Source organism: Pseudomonas sp. zfem003 (assembly GCF_032621675.1).
GTDB classification, from domain to species: domain Bacteria; phylum Pseudomonadota; class Gammaproteobacteria; order Pseudomonadales; family Pseudomonadaceae; genus Metapseudomonas; species Metapseudomonas otitidis.
Map to the genome: position 1 here is coordinate 201,714 of NZ_JAVYJG010000006.1, position 15,546 is coordinate 217,259.

Genomic DNA, 15,546 nt, shown 5'->3' on the forward strand with positions numbered 1-15,546 from the left:
CCGCCTCATGGCGGGCTTTTTGTTGGGAGTCGAACGGAGGCTGCAGCGCCCGCCCATGAGCGAAGCAGGGACGTAGGTGCAGACCTCAGGAGACAGGTCAGGATGGTTGCCGCCAGGAATCATGCAGGGATGAAAAAGCCCGCCAGGAGGCGGGCTTCTTCACGACTGGAGCAGCGGGATCAGACCAGCTTTTCCAGCTCGGGTACGGCTTCGAACAGGTCAGCCACCAGGCCGTAGTCAGCCACCTGGAAGATCGGGGCTTCTTCGTCCTTGTTGATGGCGACGATGACCTTGGAGTCCTTCATGCCGGCCAGGTGCTGGATGGCACCGGAGATGCCCACGGCGATGTACAGCTGCGGGGCGACGATCTTGCCGGTCTGCCCGACCTGCATGTCGTTCGGCACGAAGCCGGCGTCGACGGCGGCGCGGGAAGCACCGACGGCAGCGCCCAGCTTGTCGGCCAGGGAGTACAGGTGCTTGAAGTTGTCACCGTTGCCCATGCCACGGCCGCCGGAGACGACGATCTTGGCTGCGGTCAGTTCGGGACGGTCGGACTTGGCCAGCTCTTCACCCACGAAGGCGGACTTGCCAGCGTCGTTGGCAGCGCCCACGGCTTCGATGGCGGCGGAGCCACCTTCGGCAGCAGCAGCGTCGAAACCGGTGGTACGAACGGTGATCACCTTGATGGCAGCAGTGGACTGCACGGTGGCGATGGCGTTACCGGCGTAGATCGGACGCTTGAAGGTGTCGGCACTTTCAACGGCGATGATCTCGGAGATCTGGTCGACGTCCAGCAGTGCAGCAGCGCGCGGCAGGAAGTTCTTGCCGTTGGTGGTGGCAGCAGCCAGGACGTGGCTGTAGCCCTTGCCCAGCTCGGCGATCAGGGGCGCGACGTTTTCCGGCAGCTGATGGGCGAAAGCCGCGTTGTCAGCAACCAGTACCTTGGAAACGCCAGCAACCTTGGCAGCCGCTTCGGCAGCACCGCCAACGCCGGAACCGGCAACCAGAACGTGAATGTCGCCGCCGATCTTCTGGGCAGCGGTCACTACGTTCAGGGTAGCGGCGGCCAGGGCGGAGTTAGTGTGTTCAGCGATAACCAGGATAGCCATTTAGATTACCTTCGCCTCGTTCTTCAGTTTCTCGACCAGTTCAGCCACGGACTTGACCTTGATGCCGGCGCTGCGGGCAGCAGGCGCTTCGACTTTCAGGGTCTTGACGGTGGAGGCGGTGGAAACGCCCAGGGCGTCGGGGGTAACCACGTCCAGCGGCTTCTTCTTGGCCTTCATGATGTTCGGCAGCGAAGCGTAGCGCGGCTCGTTCAGACGCAGGTCGGTGGTGACGATGGCCGGGAGGTTCAGGGCCACGGTCTGCAGGCCGCCGTCGATCTCACGGGTGACGTTGACCTTGTCGCCAGCGACTTCGACCTTGGAGGCGAAGGTGCCCTGGGCGAAGCCAGTGAGGGCGCCCAGCATCTGGCCGGTCTGGTTGTTGTCGCTGTCGATGGACTGCTTGCCGAGGATCACGAGCTGGGGTTGCTCCTTGTCCACGACGGCTTTAAGCAGCTTGGCGACGGCCAGGGAGTTCAGCTCATCGGCCGACTCGACCAGGATGGCGCGGTCAGCACCGAGGGCCAGGGCAGTACGCAGCTGCTCTTGAGCGGTGTTCGGGCCAATGGTGACGACGACGATTTCGGTCGCGACGCCTTTTTCCTTCAGACGCACGGCCTCTTCGACAGCGATCTCGCAGAAGGGGTTCATCGACATCTTGACGTTGGCGAGGTCGACGCCGGAGTTGTCCGCCTTGACGCGGACCTTGACGTTGTAGTCGACCACTCGTTTGACAGCTACAAGAACCTTCATGGATTCCTCGTTACTCTCCGGTGAAATAAGAATGTCGCCAAGGCGAACCTGGCGGGTGATGCTCATCGGCCGGAACCGACGGTCAGCCCATACGGCGAGTGCAAAACCGACCGTATCTTGACCGTAACACCCAAACCGGTCAATACGGGAAAATACCCAGTCATAAGCCGCAGAGCCTTATCCTATCAGGCTTTGACAAAATTCAAACAAACGTTTGTATTGGACCCACCAAAGGGTGTGGATATAATGCGCCAGCTCTGGTCAGGGATCGAGCCTAGCCCTCCCACATAAAACATCGAAGAGAGCCTTGAGGAGATAGACAGTGGAACGCGAATACATGGAATTCGACGTCGTCATCGTCGGCGCCGGCCCGTCTGGCCTGTCCGCAGCATGCCGACTGAAGCAGAAGGCCGCCGAAGCTGGTCAAGAGATCAGCGTATGCGTGGTCGAGAAAGGTTCCGAAGTCGGCGCCCACATCCTCTCGGGTGCAGTCTTCGAACCCCGCGCGCTCAACGAACTGTTCCCTGACTGGAAGGAGCTGGGCGCTCCGCTGAACACTCCGGTCAAGCGCGACGACATCTATATGCTCAAGGATGCAGAGGGCGCGATCAAGATCCCCGACCTCTTCGTGCCCAAGACCATGCACAACGAGGGCAACTACATCATCTCCCTGGGCAACCTGTGCCGCTGGCTGGCCCAGCAGGCCGAAGGCCTGGGCGTCGAGATCTACCCGGGCTTCGCCGCCCAGGAAGCGCTGATCGACGAGAATGGCGTGGTTCGCGGCATCGTCACCGGCGACCTCGGTGTCGACCGTGAAGGCCATCCGAAGGAAGTCTACTACACCCCCGGCATGGAACTGCGTGCCAAGTACACCCTGTTCGCCGAAGGCTGCCGTGGCCACATCGGCAAGCAGCTGATCAAGAAATACAACCTCGACTCCGAGGCCGACGCCCAGCACTACGGCATCGGCATCAAGGAGATCTGGGACATCGACCCGTCCAAGCACGAGCAGGGCCTGGTGGTGCACACCGCCGGCTGGCCGATGGACATCATGGGCACCGAGAACACCGGCGGCTCCTTCCTCTATCACCTGGAGAACAACCAGGTGGTCGTGGGCCTGATCATCGACCTGTCCTACGCCAACCCCTACCTCTCGCCGTTCGACGAGTTCCAGCGCTACAAGCACCACCCGGTGATCAAGCAGTACCTGGAAGGCGGCAAGCGCGTCGCCTACGGTGCCCGCGCCATCTGCAAGGGCGGTCTGAACTCCCTGCCGAAGATGGTCTTCCCAGGCGGCGCGCTGATCGGCTGCGACCTGGGCACCCTGAACTTCGCCAAGATCAAGGGCAGCCACACCGCCATGAAGTCCGGCATGCTTGCTGCGGAGGCCATCGCCGCCGCCCTGGCCGCCGGCAAGGAAGGTGGGGACGAGCTGACCGGCTACGTCGATGCCTTCAAGTCCAGCTGGCTGTACGACGAGCTGTTCTGCAGCCGCAACTTCGGTGCCGCCATCCACAAGTACGGCGCCCTGGTCGGCGGTGCGTTCAACTACATCGACCAGAACTGGTTCGGCGGCAAGATTCCCTTCACCCTGCGTGACAACAAGCCGGACTACGCCTGCCTGAAGCCCGCCGCCCAGTCCCAGCGCATCGACTATCCGAAGCCGGACGGCAAGATCAGCTTCGACAAGCTGTCCTCGGTATTCCTCTCCAACACCAACCACGAAGAGGAACAACCCTGCCACCTGAAGCTCACCGACCCGAGCATTCCGCTCGAGAAGAACCTGCCGCTGTACGACGAGCCCGCCCAGCGCTACTGCCCGGCCGGCGTATACGAGGTGGTGACCCAGGAAGACGGCAACAAGCGCTTCCAGATCAACGCCCAGAACTGCGTCCACTGCAAGACCTGCGACATCAAGGACCCGGCGCAGAACATCACCTGGGTTGCCCCGGAAGGCACCGGTGGCCCGAACTACCCCAACATGTAATCGCCACAAACAGAAAAGGCCCCGAGGGGCCTTTTTTGTTGCTTGTGGGAAAGCCGATCAAGGCTCTTCGCCGATCGGGAAGAACTCCCCGCCCGACCACACCCCCAGCCAGCGACGACCATCGATTTCGCGCACCACCGCCAGCTCGACCAGTTGGTAGAAGACGTTGCGGTGGATCAGCGCCTCCAGGTTGGCCCGCACATGTACATAGGGCGAAGGCTCCTGGGTGACCGGATCGATCACCACGCGAATGGGATGCTCGGAGCCGGCCTCCACCTCGTCCTCGACATGTGTGACGAAGCGCAGCACCTGACGCTCGCCCTCCCCGCTCACCTCGACACTTACCGCAACGAAGGGCGCGTCCTCGACGGTGATGCCGACCTTTTCCACCGGTGTCACCAGGAAGTAGTCATCGCCGTCGCGGCGGATGATGGACGAGAACAGCCGCACCATCGGCTTCCGCCCGATGGGCGAACCGAGGTAGTACCAGGTCCCGTCCCGGGCGATGCGCATGTCGATGTCGCCACAGAAATCGGGGTTCCACAGGTGGACAGGTGGCAGCCCCTTTCCCTTGGGCAGCTGTGCCAACAGATCACCTGCCTTGCCTGTATCGCTCATGGCATCCTCCTCAGCGGCTCAACCCCAACAGGCTGCGCGCGTACTCTCTCAGGGGCGGACCGATCAGGTCCTCGGGCTTCTGGTCATAGAAGGTGAACAGCCCGCCGCGGTTGGTGATCCGCGCGGTATCCACCAGGTAGCGGGTGTTGGTCTCGATCAGCATCAGCTGGATCACGCCGTTGTCGACGCCGAGTCGGTCCACCGCTTCCTGGTCCTCCCACTCTTCCAGCGTGCCGATCCGATCGTCCGCATCGGCGAAGCGCGTATACAGCAGGTAGTTCGCCCCAACCGCCCGCGCCTCGCTCATCGCCTGCTCCAGGCTCACTGGCTGGCGTGCGCGACGGACCATTGGGAAATACTCGACGAAGCCCCGGAACGCCTCCTCCGCCACCACGTTTGGCCGGGTATGGGTGCCGTTCTCCGGCATGAAGGCGCTCTGGGCGATATAGATGAGGGAGTCCGCCTGCAGGCGCCACGTATTGGCACGGCGCGTCTCGCTGTGGTCCAGCAGGCCCGCATCGCTCATGTGGTCACGCGCGCCCAGGGCCAGGTCGCTCACCTTCATGCAGCCACCCAACGCCACGATCACCAGCAACACCATCAGCCTATGCATAACGTTCCTCCGTCCAGCGACGTAAATCCGGCACTGGCGGTATGAAATGCAGGTTCCGCGCCATCACAACCCGCGCTGCCATTCCTGGCGAAGATTGGCGCGCCCTGGCGCAGCGATGGCCTGGCGCACCTGCTCCAGCAGACGCGGCTTGTCCGCTCCCAGCTGCCCCTTGAGGACCAGGTAGTTGGACGCATGGTCACTGCGGAAGACGGTGTCGCGCAGCTCCAACCCCTCCAGCATCCGCTCGACTTCGCGGAACAGGCCGATCTGGTCCAGGGGACGGAAATCCTCGAAACGCGACCGCAGGCGGTCATCCCCCATGGGAAAGCTGACCACCAGCGTGGAGAGAAATTCGGGCTGGGTCTCGTTCATCAACTGCGCTGAATGATCAGCATGCTGGTCACTGAGCACCGTTCCGCCCAACCCGTTGAGGACCATCACCGAACGGGTGATACCAGCCTCGCCGAGCTTCAGCAGTGCATCGCGGGTCGAGGCCGCGGTTTCACCCTTGTTGACCCGGGCCAACACCTCGTCGTCCCCCGACTCGGCACCGACATACACCATCCCCAAGCCCGCATCGGCCAACTCCTTCAGCTCCTCGACCGATTTGCGACGCAAGTTCCTCGGCAGGCAATAGCTGGAGACACGCCTCACCTCCGGCAGGTGCTCGGCAATGGCGCGGAGAATCGTCAGCAGGCGGTGAGTCGGCAGCACCAGCGCATCGCCATCAGCCAGAAAAACCCGCTGGACGATCAGTTGTTCGCCGCAGCGACGGATTTCCTCCAGCACTTGCGCTTCATCACGCGCCCGGAATTTCTTCTGCGGCTGCGTGTACATCTCGCAAAAGGTGCACTGGTTCCACGAACAGCCGTTGGTCACCGGCAGGATCAGGGAGTTCGCCTCACTCGGCGGCCGGAACACGGGTTCGATATAGGAAACGGGAAAGCTCATGGGCTGTTTCTCGCCGAGGCGGCCGTCAGCCGCCGATGATCTTCATGACCGTCACACCACCGGAGAAGGCGACATCCTGCTTGTCCGCCAACGCGCTGACGAGCAGCCGCTGCAGTGCAGGGAGTGCCTGGTGACGGGGTTTGTGCAACAAGTCCCCCACATAGTGACGATTGCTGGAGGACAGGCAGCCATGCAGCCAGCCCGTGGACGACAGGCGCAGGCGCGAACAGGTCCGGCAGAAGGGCACGCTCTCATTGGCGATCACCCCGAAGTGGCCGCGCCCCGGAATCTCATAGCGCAACGCGGTCGCGTCCACCGGCGCATCGGCCTGGACATAGGCGTACTGCTCGCCAATGGCGGCCAGCAGTTCATCCAGGCCGACGAACTGACGCTGGAAGCCAGCCGAGTCGCGTGCCAGGTGCCCCATGCGCATCAGTTCGATGAAGCGCAGCTCGAAGCCGCGCGCCAGGCAGTACTCCAGCAGGGGCAGCACCTGGTCGAGGTTCTGGCCCCGCAGCGGCACCATGTTGACCTTGATCCTGATCCCGGCAGCGGCCGCTTCATCCATTCCACGAAGCACGGACGCCAAGTCTCCTCCCCTGGCGATCCGGCGGAAGGCATCCGCATCGAGGGTATCCAGGGAAACATTGAGGCGACGGATGCCGCTGGCAAGCAGCGCGGGCAACTTGCGGGAAAGCAGCTGGCCATTGGTGGTCAGGCTGATGTCATCGAGACCGAGCTGGCCGATGCCATCCAGAAAGGCTTCGAGCTTGGGGCTGACCAGGGGCTCTCCGCCGGTGATGCGCAACCGTTCGATGCCCGCGGCTTCGATCAGGTAAGCCACACCGCGCACCAGCGCATCGGCAGGCAACTCGTCATGGGCGGCGACCAGGCGCTTGCCGTCAGGCACGCAGTAGGTACAGGCGTAGTTGCAAGCGGCAGTGAGGCTGATGCGCAGGTTGCGAAACCGCCTGCCTTGTCGATCGACGATCACGGGACGCTCCGAGGAGGGGGTGGCGCAGTATATCGCCGGGCCCCGAGCCCGTCCCATGGCTCGGCGCCCAGCAGGCGTCCATCACTCAGCCGGATGGCGACTCATTGTCACGCTTGCGCTTGTTGCCCATGCGCACGCCGATGTCCATCAGGAACTGGAAGAAGCCTTCCTGGTCTTCCAGGACGTTGCTCCAGAAGGGCGAGTGGTAGAGCGCAACGGCGCCATGCACCAGCGCCCAGGCCGCGCAGTAGTGGAAGTAAGGCGGTACGTCTTCCAGCTTGCCTTCGGCGATACGCCCCTTGATCAACTGGGTCAGGCGCTCGAAGTTGGACGCACGGATCTTGTGCAGCTGCTCCACCATCTCGGGCACCTGGCTGTTCTTCACCACTTTCTCCTCCAGGCGGTCGAACAGGCGGTAGCGCTGCGGATCCCGCATCCGGAACTCGAAATAGGCGCGGGACAGGGCTTCCTTGTCGCGATCCACGTCCGCCGAGTGGAGCAGTTCGTTCAGGTCGCGCTCGTAGTCCAGCATCAGGCGCAGGTAGATCTCGGCCTTGGACTTGAAGTGCTTGTAGATCGTGCCTTTGCCGATACCCACTGCGTCGGCAATCATCTCGACGGTGACGCTGTCCTCGCCCTGCTCCAGGAACAGTTTGAGCGCGGTATCGAGGATTTCCTGCTCGCGGCGGCGAAACTCACGGACTTTACGGGGTTCTTTCTGCATAAAGGGACTATAGGGTCAAAAATCAAGCCGCGTATTATGCCTAAATGCCGGCAAAATGCACGGAACATCCGACTATGAGCGTATTGCCAGCACCCAACCGGGCATATTAGGCAGCAGCCGACACGCCCCCGAATGGCTGGAAAGCGCGACCCAGAAGGGTTTCGCCCCCTCCAAACAGAACGCTTGGAAGTCATCCAGACATCAATCCGACCGGATTCGATCAGCAATCTATAAGACGACGCCAGACGATTCGACGCTCGCTGTAAGCCCGATCAAAGTGGAAAAAGTCATGTTGCGCCCATTCTTTGGGGCTGCGGCATGCAAGACGATAGGCAGGAACAGGGGGGACTCAGCGGGCGCGGGAGTATTCCAAATCTGTTTAAAAAACGACCGATCTGCTCTGGACGCTCGGGGATATTGGCCAATACTTCCCTTTACCGGTGCGCGGCATCTCCCCCCAAGTGCCCCGCCGGCCAAAGTACCGAGGATCGCGTACTTTGTTTTACTCCTAATGGTCTTGACCCGGATTCATCCCCCAGAACCCGGGTTTTTTTTGCCTGTGCGTCAGGCAGCCGATTGGGCCAGCGGGAACAGACGGTAGAAGTTGGCCGTGGTCTGCTCGGCCAGCGCGTCATAGGACACACCCCGCAGCTCCGCCAGGAACTCCGCCACCTCGCGCACATACTGCGGCAGGTTCGCCTTGCCCCGGTGGGGCACCGGTGCCAGGTAGGGGGAATCCGTCTCTACCAGCAACCGATCGGCAGGCACCTGGCGAGCGACCTCGCGCAGCGCCTCGGCATTGCGGAAGGTGACGATCCCTGACAGGGAGATATAGAAGCCGATGTCGAGCGCAGCCCGGGCCATGTCCCAGTCTTCGGTGAAGCAATGCAACACGCCTGCCTGGGGCAAGGCAGCTTCTCGCAGCAGGGCAAGGGTGTCCGCCCGCGCCTCGCGGGTGTGGACGATGACCGGCTTGCCGGTGATCCGTGCAGCCTCGAGGTGCAGTTGGAAAGCCTGCTGCTGGAGCTCCGCTGCCTCCGGCTCGTAGTGATAGTCGAGCCCGGTCTCGCCAATGGCCACCACACGCGGGTGATCCAGTTCCTGCAGCAACCAGTCCAGGGCTGGAGGCTGACCAGGCGCGAGATCCAGCGGGTGTACGCCGACCGAGCAGTGCACATCACCGTAGCGGTCGGCCAGGGCCTTCACTGCGGCAGCGTTGTCGGCGCTCACGCCAATGCAGAGGAATTGCCCAACGCCCCGGGCGCGCGCCGCATCGAGCGCTGCATCGAGGGAGCCGCCATGGGCAGCCAGGTCAAGGCGATCAAGATGACAATGAGAGTCGACCAACATGGTGCGGGGTGCCACTGGAGGGATACAGGGAAGCGCCGCCTGGGCGGCGCCGGAGATTACATGGTGTGGGTGGGACGATCGGACTTCAGCGCGCCGGCCAGGTAGGTCTCGATCTTGTTGCGGGCGGTGGTGTCGCCATCGTTGAACTGCACGCCGATGCCGGCAGCCCGGTTGCCCTGGGCGCCCTTCGGGGTGATCCACACCACCTTGCCCGCCACCGGGATCTTCTCCTGCTCATCCATCAGGTTCAGCAGCATGAACACCTCGTCACCGAGCTTGTAGCTCTTGTTGGTGGGGATGAACAGGCCGCCGTTCTTGATGAACGGCATGTAGGCGGCGTAGAGCACGGACTTGTCCTTGATCGTCAGGGACAGGATCCCGTTACGCGGGCCTAGATTGGGTGGGAGACTCATTCGGCGTTCCTGCTGGCTGGCTCAGTGGGCGATTCTAGCCCGGTCCGGGCAAGCTTGCCCACTGCACCAGCAAGGCTTCGAGAAGCAAGACACGGTTGAGATTGGCCTTGCCCAGCACCTTCTGCCGCTGCTGCAGGAGCCACTCCTGCATCGCCAGCACCTTGGCCTGGGATGATTTGTCCGCCAGGTACTGGACGACCTTGCGCATGTCCGCCAGCCCCAGCCCTGCTTCGTCCTGCGTCAACTGGTAGCGCAGCATCAACTGGGCCCAGTCGCAGAACCAGTCGAACAGCAGCACCAGCGGTACCGCGTTCCAGCCTTCGGCCAACTGGCTGACGCCGACTTGCTGCTTGATCAGCTTCTTTACCCCCTCCACCACCTGGGCACGCTGCTCCAGCACGCCTTGTCCGTGCAGACGCAACGCGGTCAGGGGCGAGCCGCCGGCCAGGGCCAACAGGTCCGAGCGGGTCGCAGCATCACTGTCGGGCAGGGCCCGGGCGAGCCAGGCCAGGCTCTCCGCCTCACCTGGCAACGGGCATGCCTGCTGCACACAGCGGCTCTTGATGGTGGGCAGCAGGCGGCTCGGCTGGTGGCTGATGAGCAGCAGCACGGTGTCGCCGGAAGGTTCCTCCAGACTCTTGAGCAGGGCGTTGGCCGCGTTCAGGTTCATGGACTCCGCCGGCTCCAGAAGTACGACCTTGCGCCCACCCAGCTGAGCGGTCTGCACGACGAAATCCACCAGGTCTCGCACCTGATCGACACGGATTGCCTTGTCGACCTCCTCGGGCTCCAGCACGTAGTTGTCAGGGTGAGTGCCCGCCGCCAGCAGGAAGCAGGACTTGCACTGACCACAGGCATCGTTTCCCGCAGGTTGCTGGCAGAGCAGCCGTGCCATCAGGCGCTCGGCGAGCGCACGCTTGCCGATGCCGGCCGGCCCGTGCAGCAGGTAGGCATGGGCATGACGCGGGCGACCGGCCAGGTGCTGCCAGAGCGAATCCTGCCAGGGGTAGGCTTCAGCCATGACAGCGCTCCAGCAACTCCGGCAGAAGGGCGTCCAGGTAACGCTGGACATCGGCCAGGGGCTTCGCCGCATCGATCACCCGATAATGCTCGGGCGCCTGGGCGGCACGCTCGAGATAGGTCTGGCGAACGGCGTCGAAGAAGCTGCGGTCCTCCTGCTCGAAACGGTCCAGCCGGCCACGGGCTGCGGCGCGCTGGAGGCCCACTTCCACCGGCAGGTCGAACACCAGGGTCAGGTCCGGGCGCAGGCTGCCCTGGACGAAGCGCTCCAGTTCGGCAATACGCGCCATCGACACACCCCGGCCACCGCCCTGGTAGGCGTAGGTGGCGTCGGTGAAGCGATCACACAGCACCACTTGCCTGGCCTCAAGCGCAGGGCGAATGACGCGGTCCAGGTGCTGGGCGCGGGCGGCGAACATCAGCAGCAGTTCGGTATCCACCGCCATCGACTCGTCACTGGGCGCCAGCAGCAGCTCGCGGATGCGTTCAGCCAACGGCGTGCCACCGGGCTCGCGGGTTAGCAGGACTTCAACGCCACGCTCGCGCAGGCGAGAGGCGATGAAGTCGCGATTGGTGCTCTTGCCGGCCCCTTCGGGGCCCTCGAGCGTAATGAACAGGCCGTTCACGGGGTGTCCTTCTTGCTGACGGGAGCGGGACTCGAGCGGTAGTCCGCACGGCGGTTGAGCTGGAACTCACGGACCGCCTTGTTGTGCGCCTCGAGGGTCTCCGAAAAAACGTGGCTACCGTCGCCACGGGCGACGAAGTAAAGGCTTTTGCCTTCCACCGGGTTGAGGGCCGCATGGATGGCCTCGCGCCCCACCATGGCGATGGGTGTCGGCGGCATTCCGGCGATGACGTAGGTGTTGTAGGGCGTCGCCTCGCGCAGGTGGGCACGGGTGATCTTGCCGGTGTAGCGCTCACCCAGGCCGTAGATCACCGTGGGATCGGTCTGCAGCAGCATGCCCTGCTGGAGGCGACGGATGAACACGCCGGCGATCTGCCCACGCTCCTCCGGGACGCCGGTCTCCTTTTCCACCATCGAGGCCATGATCAATGCCTCGTAGGCATCCTTGTAGGGCAAGCCCTGGGCACGGGATTGCCACTCCTCGTCCAGGACCTGCTCCAGGCGCTGGTGAGCCTGGCGAAGCAGGTCCGTATCACGCATGCCGCGTACATAACGGTAGGTATCGGGGAAGAATCGCCCCTCGGGATGCTGGCCTTCCAGACCGAGGCGCTTCATCACTTCATCATCGCTGGCACCGGCCAGGGTCTGTTCCAGCTTGACCTGCTTGGCCAACGCGGCTCGCAGTTGGCGGAAATTCCAGCCTTCGACCAGGGTGAGGCTGTACTGGACGACATCGGCCCGCTGCCAGAGCCCGAGCAACCCTTCGGCGGTCATGCCCGGGGTCATGCGGTACTCACCGCTGTGCAGCGCCTGGCCGGAAAGGTTGAAACGCCAGTACTGGCGCAGCCAGAAGGCGCTGTGAATCACGCCCTGCTCCTCCAGTCGATTGAGCATGCCACCCGGGGTGGCACCCGCCGGCACATCGAGCAGGCGCTCCTCGCTGAGGTCGAGGGGCTGGGTAAGGGCCAGGTGCTGTTGCCAACCCGCGAACGCCAGCAAGAGACCAACGAGGAACAGGCCACCCTGCAGCAGCATGAGCAATTTGCGAATCACGAATCAGCAGTCCAGTTGGGCGAGGGCAAGGGGCTGCAGTTTACGGGTGAGCGGGCCCACCGACCAGACATGCTCGCCGCAGGCGCGCACCGGCCAGATGCCATACAGGCTGTTGCAGGTAAAGACCTCGTCAGCGACCGCCAACTCGTCGAACGCGATGTCGCGGACCTGGACGTTGATTCCCTCGACTGCGGCCAGATCCAGCAATGCCGCGCGCATGACACCCTGCACACCACAGCGCTGCAGGTCCGGCGTCAGCAACTGGCCGTCATGCACGAGGAAAAGGTTGCTGAACACGCCCTCGATCAGCCGGCCCGAATGGTCTCGTACCAGCCCTTCCGCATAGCGGGAATCACTCCACTCGGCACGCGCGAGAACCTGCTCAAGCCGGTTCAAATGCTTGAGGCCAGCCAGCAGGGGTTGCTCGGCCAGGCGCGTGGTGCAGGGAAAAAGCTCGATGCCCTCTTCGGCGCATACCGATGGGTAGGCAGGCAATGGACTGGCCATCAGCAGGCGACGGGCCGGGCCGCTGGAGGGTGCATAGCCGCGCAGGCCATCACCCCGGGTGACGATGAGCTTTGCAACGCCCTCCCCCAATTCGGCGGAGAATGCCAGGAGCTCGTTACGAACGGTCTCCAGATCCAGGGACAGGAAGAGCCGACGCGCGCCTTCAGCCAAGCGCGCCAGATGACGTTCCAACAGGCTTGGAACGCCCCGGCGAACGGCGATGGTCTCGAACAGTCCATCGCCGTAGGCCAGGCCGCGATCCCTCATGGGAAGGGAAGCGGCCGGCCGGCCATCAATCCAGTCGTCCATCAGCCCTCGAAGCGACGGAACACCAGGGAACCGTTGGTGCCGCCAAAGCCGAAGGAGTTGGACAGTACGACGTCGATGGGCATGGAGCGCGCCTGGTGAGGCACGAAATCCAGGTCACAGCCTTCGTCCGGCTCCTCCAGGTTGATGGTCGGCGGAGCCACCTGGTCGCGGATCGCCAGCACGCTGAAGATCGCTTCAACGGCCCCGGCAGCGCCCAGGAGGTGACCGGTCATCGACTTGGTCGAGCTCACCGCAACGCGGTAGGCGTGATCGCCGAAGACGCTCTTCACGGCAGCGGCTTCCGCCAGGTCACCGGCCGGCGTCGAGGTGCCATGGGCATTGATGTACTGCACCTGGTCCGCATTCAGACCAGCATCACGCAGGGCGTTGCGCATGCAGCGCGCGGCACCGGCGCCGTCATCCGGCGGAGAGGTCATGTGGAAGGCATCGCCACTCATGCCGAAGCCGACCAGCTCGGCATAGATGGTGGCGCCACGGGCACGGGCGTGCTCCAGCTCTTCGAGCACCAGCGCACCGGCGCCATCCGACAGCACGAAGCCATCGCGCCCTTTGTCCCACGGGCGGCTCGCGCGAGTCGGCTCGTCGTTGCGGGTAGACAGTGCACGGGCCGCACCGAAGCCGCCGAGACCAAGGCCGCAGGCCGCCATCTCGGAGCCACCGGCGATCATCACGTCCGCCTCACCGTAGGCGATGTTACGCGCCGCCATGCCGATGCAATGGGTGCCGGTGGTACACGCCGTGGCGATGGCGTAGTTCGGCCCCTGGATGCCCAGGTGGATCGACAGGAAGCCGGACACCATGTTGATGATCGAACCCGGGACGAAGAACGGCGAGATGCGCCGCGGCCCCTGCTCGATCAGCGAACGGCAGTTGTTCTCGATGTTGGTCAGGCCACCGATGCCCGACCCCATGGCCACGCCGATGCGCTCGCGGTTGGCATCGGTCACTTCCAGGCCAGCGTCACGCACGGCCTGGAAACTCGCGGCCAGGCCGTACTGGATGAACAGGTCGAGCTTTCGTGCTTCCTTGGCCGACAGGTACTGCTCGACATCGAAGCCCTTGACCGAGCCGCCGAAACGGGTGGCATAGGCCGACAGATCCATATGCTCGATGAGGCCGATGCCACTGCGGCCAGCCAGAATGCCTTGCCAGCTATCGGCGACGGTGTTGCCCAAGGGCGACAGCATGCCAAGGCCGGTGATCACGACGCGTCTACGCGACACAGCGCTCTCCTTTTACATGTTGCTGATCGGCGGCAAAAACCGCTTAAAGAAAAGCCGCACGACCTTCAGGGTCGTGCGGCTTTTCCAGGTCGGGGAACCGACGATTACTTATTGCGCGTGAGCGTTGATGTAATCGATGGCTTCCTGAACGGTGGTGATCTTCTCGGCTTGCTCGTCCGGAATCTCGGTCTCGAATTCCTCTTCCAGAGCCATCACCAGCTCAACGGTGTCAAGGGAGTCGGCGCCCAGGTCTTCAACGAAGGAAGCGCTGTTGGTGACTTCGTCTTCTTTGACGCCCAGTTGCTCGGCGACGATCTTCTTGACGCGTTCTTCGATGGTGCTCATACCTTGTTTTCACTCCTATGGAAAAATCCGTGCAGCTTGGGCTGCAGTGTATAGAAAGGGTTTTCTGCTTTTCAAGCAGGACTCCGAACCCCTTCAGGCCCCGTCAGGAGCCGCCCAGAACCCAATTGCACTCGAGTACCGGATTTTAGACAGCTCGTATGACAGTTTCCTGAGGGGATTCGTCACATTCAGCTCATGTACATCCCACCGTTCACCGGAATGGTAGCCCCTGTGACGTAGGAAGCACCATCGGAAGCGAGGAATCCGACCACCTTCGCAATCTCCTCGGCCTGGCCAAGGCGAGCCAGCGGAATCTGGGTCAACAGGGCCTCGCGCTGCGCATCGGGCAGTTCGCGAGTCATGTCGGTATCGATGAAGCCAGGGGCAACGGAGTTGACGGTGATGGCGCGAGAGCCCACTTCACGGGCAAGCGCCCGACCGAAGCCCTCGAGACCGGCCTTGGCAGCAGCGTAGTTGGCCTGGCCGGCGTTGCCCATCGCACCGACCACGGAGCCGATGTTGATGATGCGGCCCCAGCGCGCCTTGGTCATGCCCCTCAGAACTGCCTTGCTCAAGCGGAACAGGCTGTTCAGGTTGGTATTGATGACGTCGAACCATTCGTCGTCTTTCATACGCAGCATCAGGTTGTCGCGGGTGATGCCGGCATTGTTCACCAGGATCAGCGGCTGCCCCAGATGCTGCTGGATGTGCTCCAGCGTGCTGGCGACGGATTCATCGCTACTGACATCCAGAACCAGACCGGCCCCTTCGATGCCGTGCTCCTTCAGGTACTCGGCAATGCGCTCGGCGCCGCCCGGCGTGGTGGCGGTACCGATGACGACGGCACCTTGGCGGCCCAGTTCCAGGGCGATGGCCTGGCCGATACCACGGCTCGCGCCAGTAACCAGTGCGACCTTACCTTGCAGACTCATGG

17 protein-coding genes are annotated in these 15,546 nt (G+C 63.2%); 1 reads left to right on the plus strand and 16 read right to left on the minus strand.

Annotated features, from left to right (window positions below; genetic code table 11):
- Positions 1–179: 179 nt before the first annotated feature.
- Both RTK35_RS14970 and RTK35_RS14975 read right to left on the minus strand, forming a co-directional pair.
- Positions 180–1,109 (minus strand): electron transfer flavoprotein subunit alpha/FixB family protein, encoded by a 930-nt coding sequence (locus RTK35_RS14970; RefSeq protein ID WP_044412364.1) that lies wholly within the window; start codon positions 1,107–1,109, stop codon positions 180–182.
- Positions 1,110–1,859 (minus strand): electron transfer flavoprotein subunit beta/FixA family protein, encoded by a 750-nt coding sequence (locus RTK35_RS14975; protein ID WP_069559679.1) that lies wholly within the window; start codon positions 1,857–1,859, stop codon positions 1,110–1,112. It abuts the gene before it with no gap.
- 322 nt (positions 1,860–2,181) lie between these two features.
- Here RTK35_RS14975 and RTK35_RS14980 point away from each other — a divergent pair, with 322 nt between their 5' ends.
- Positions 2,182–3,846 (plus strand): electron transfer flavoprotein-ubiquinone oxidoreductase, encoded by a 1,665-nt coding sequence (locus RTK35_RS14980; RefSeq protein WP_316908346.1) that lies wholly within the window; start codon positions 2,182–2,184, stop codon positions 3,844–3,846.
- 57 nt (positions 3,847–3,903) lie between these two features.
- On the opposite strand, the gene RTK35_RS14985 is transcribed toward RTK35_RS14980, so the two are convergent.
- The 14 genes from RTK35_RS14985 to fabG all read right to left on the minus strand — a co-directional run bounded on the left by RTK35_RS14985 (position 3,904) and on the right by fabG (position 15,544).
- On the minus strand, positions 3,904–4,464 hold the full coding sequence (locus RTK35_RS14985) for a DUF1285 domain-containing protein (protein ID WP_236212776.1): 561 nt from the start codon (positions 4,462–4,464) through the stop codon (positions 3,904–3,906).
- Between the two features lie 10 nt (positions 4,465–4,474).
- Positions 4,475–5,077 (minus strand): DUF4823 domain-containing protein, encoded by a 603-nt coding sequence (locus RTK35_RS14990; RefSeq protein ID WP_044412375.1) that lies wholly within the window; start codon positions 5,075–5,077, stop codon positions 4,475–4,477.
- Between the two features lie 63 nt (positions 5,078–5,140).
- On the minus strand, positions 5,141–6,028 hold the full coding sequence (locus RTK35_RS14995; protein WP_316908347.1) for a radical SAM protein: 888 nt from the start codon (positions 6,026–6,028) through the stop codon (positions 5,141–5,143).
- 25 nt (positions 6,029–6,053) lie between these two features.
- On the minus strand, positions 6,054–7,022 hold the full coding sequence (locus tag RTK35_RS15000; RefSeq protein ID WP_236212774.1) for a GTP 3',8-cyclase MoaA: 969 nt from the start codon (positions 7,020–7,022) through the stop codon (positions 6,054–6,056).
- Between the two features lie 85 nt (positions 7,023–7,107).
- A complete protein-coding gene (locus tag RTK35_RS15005) occupies positions 7,108–7,746 on the minus strand; it encodes a TetR/AcrR family transcriptional regulator (protein WP_044412384.1) in 639 nt (212 codons plus the stop codon).
- A gap of 564 nt (positions 7,747–8,310) precedes the next feature.
- A complete protein-coding gene (locus RTK35_RS15010; RefSeq protein WP_044412387.1) occupies positions 8,311–9,096 on the minus strand; it encodes a TatD family hydrolase in 786 nt (261 codons plus the stop codon).
- A 56-nt stretch (positions 9,097–9,152) separates the two neighbouring features.
- Positions 9,153–9,509, minus strand: coding sequence for a PilZ domain-containing protein (locus RTK35_RS15015; protein ID WP_044412389.1), 357 nt, complete (start codon positions 9,507–9,509; stop codon positions 9,153–9,155).
- Positions 9,510–9,543: 34 nt separating this feature from the next.
- Positions 9,544–10,530, minus strand: a complete 987-nt coding sequence (locus RTK35_RS15020) for a DNA polymerase III subunit delta' (protein WP_044412390.1) — start codon at positions 10,528–10,530, stop codon at positions 9,544–9,546.
- On the minus strand, positions 10,523–11,155 hold the full coding sequence (gene tmk / locus RTK35_RS15025) for a dTMP kinase (protein WP_236212773.1): 633 nt from the start codon (positions 11,153–11,155) through the stop codon (positions 10,523–10,525). The genes RTK35_RS15020 and tmk overlap by 8 nt, the downstream gene beginning before the upstream one ends.
- A complete protein-coding gene (gene mltG / locus RTK35_RS15030) occupies positions 11,152–12,207 on the minus strand; it encodes an endolytic transglycosylase MltG (RefSeq protein ID WP_142015708.1) in 1,056 nt (351 codons plus the stop codon). Before mltG ends, tmk begins: the two co-directional genes overlap by 4 nt.
- 3 nt (positions 12,208–12,210) lie before the next feature.
- Positions 12,211–13,023 (minus strand): aminodeoxychorismate lyase, encoded by an 813-nt coding sequence (gene pabC / locus RTK35_RS15035; RefSeq protein ID WP_236212772.1) that lies wholly within the window; start codon positions 13,021–13,023, stop codon positions 12,211–12,213.
- Complete coding sequence (fabF, locus tag RTK35_RS15040; RefSeq protein WP_044412403.1) at positions 13,023–14,267, minus strand: beta-ketoacyl-ACP synthase II; 1,245 nt, start codon at positions 14,265–14,267, stop codon at positions 13,023–13,025. Before fabF ends, pabC begins: the two co-directional genes overlap by 1 nt.
- 108 nt (positions 14,268–14,375) lie before the next feature.
- A complete protein-coding gene (gene acpP / locus RTK35_RS15045) occupies positions 14,376–14,612 on the minus strand; it encodes an acyl carrier protein (RefSeq protein ID WP_016493661.1) in 237 nt (78 codons plus the stop codon).
- A 188-nt stretch (positions 14,613–14,800) separates the two neighbouring features.
- The gene (gene fabG / locus RTK35_RS15050) at positions 14,801–15,544 is read right to left on the minus strand and encodes a 3-oxoacyl-ACP reductase FabG (protein ID WP_044412409.1); all 744 of its coding nucleotides are present in this window, start codon (positions 15,542–15,544) and stop codon (positions 14,801–14,803) included.
- Positions 15,545–15,546: the final 2 nt, after the last annotated feature.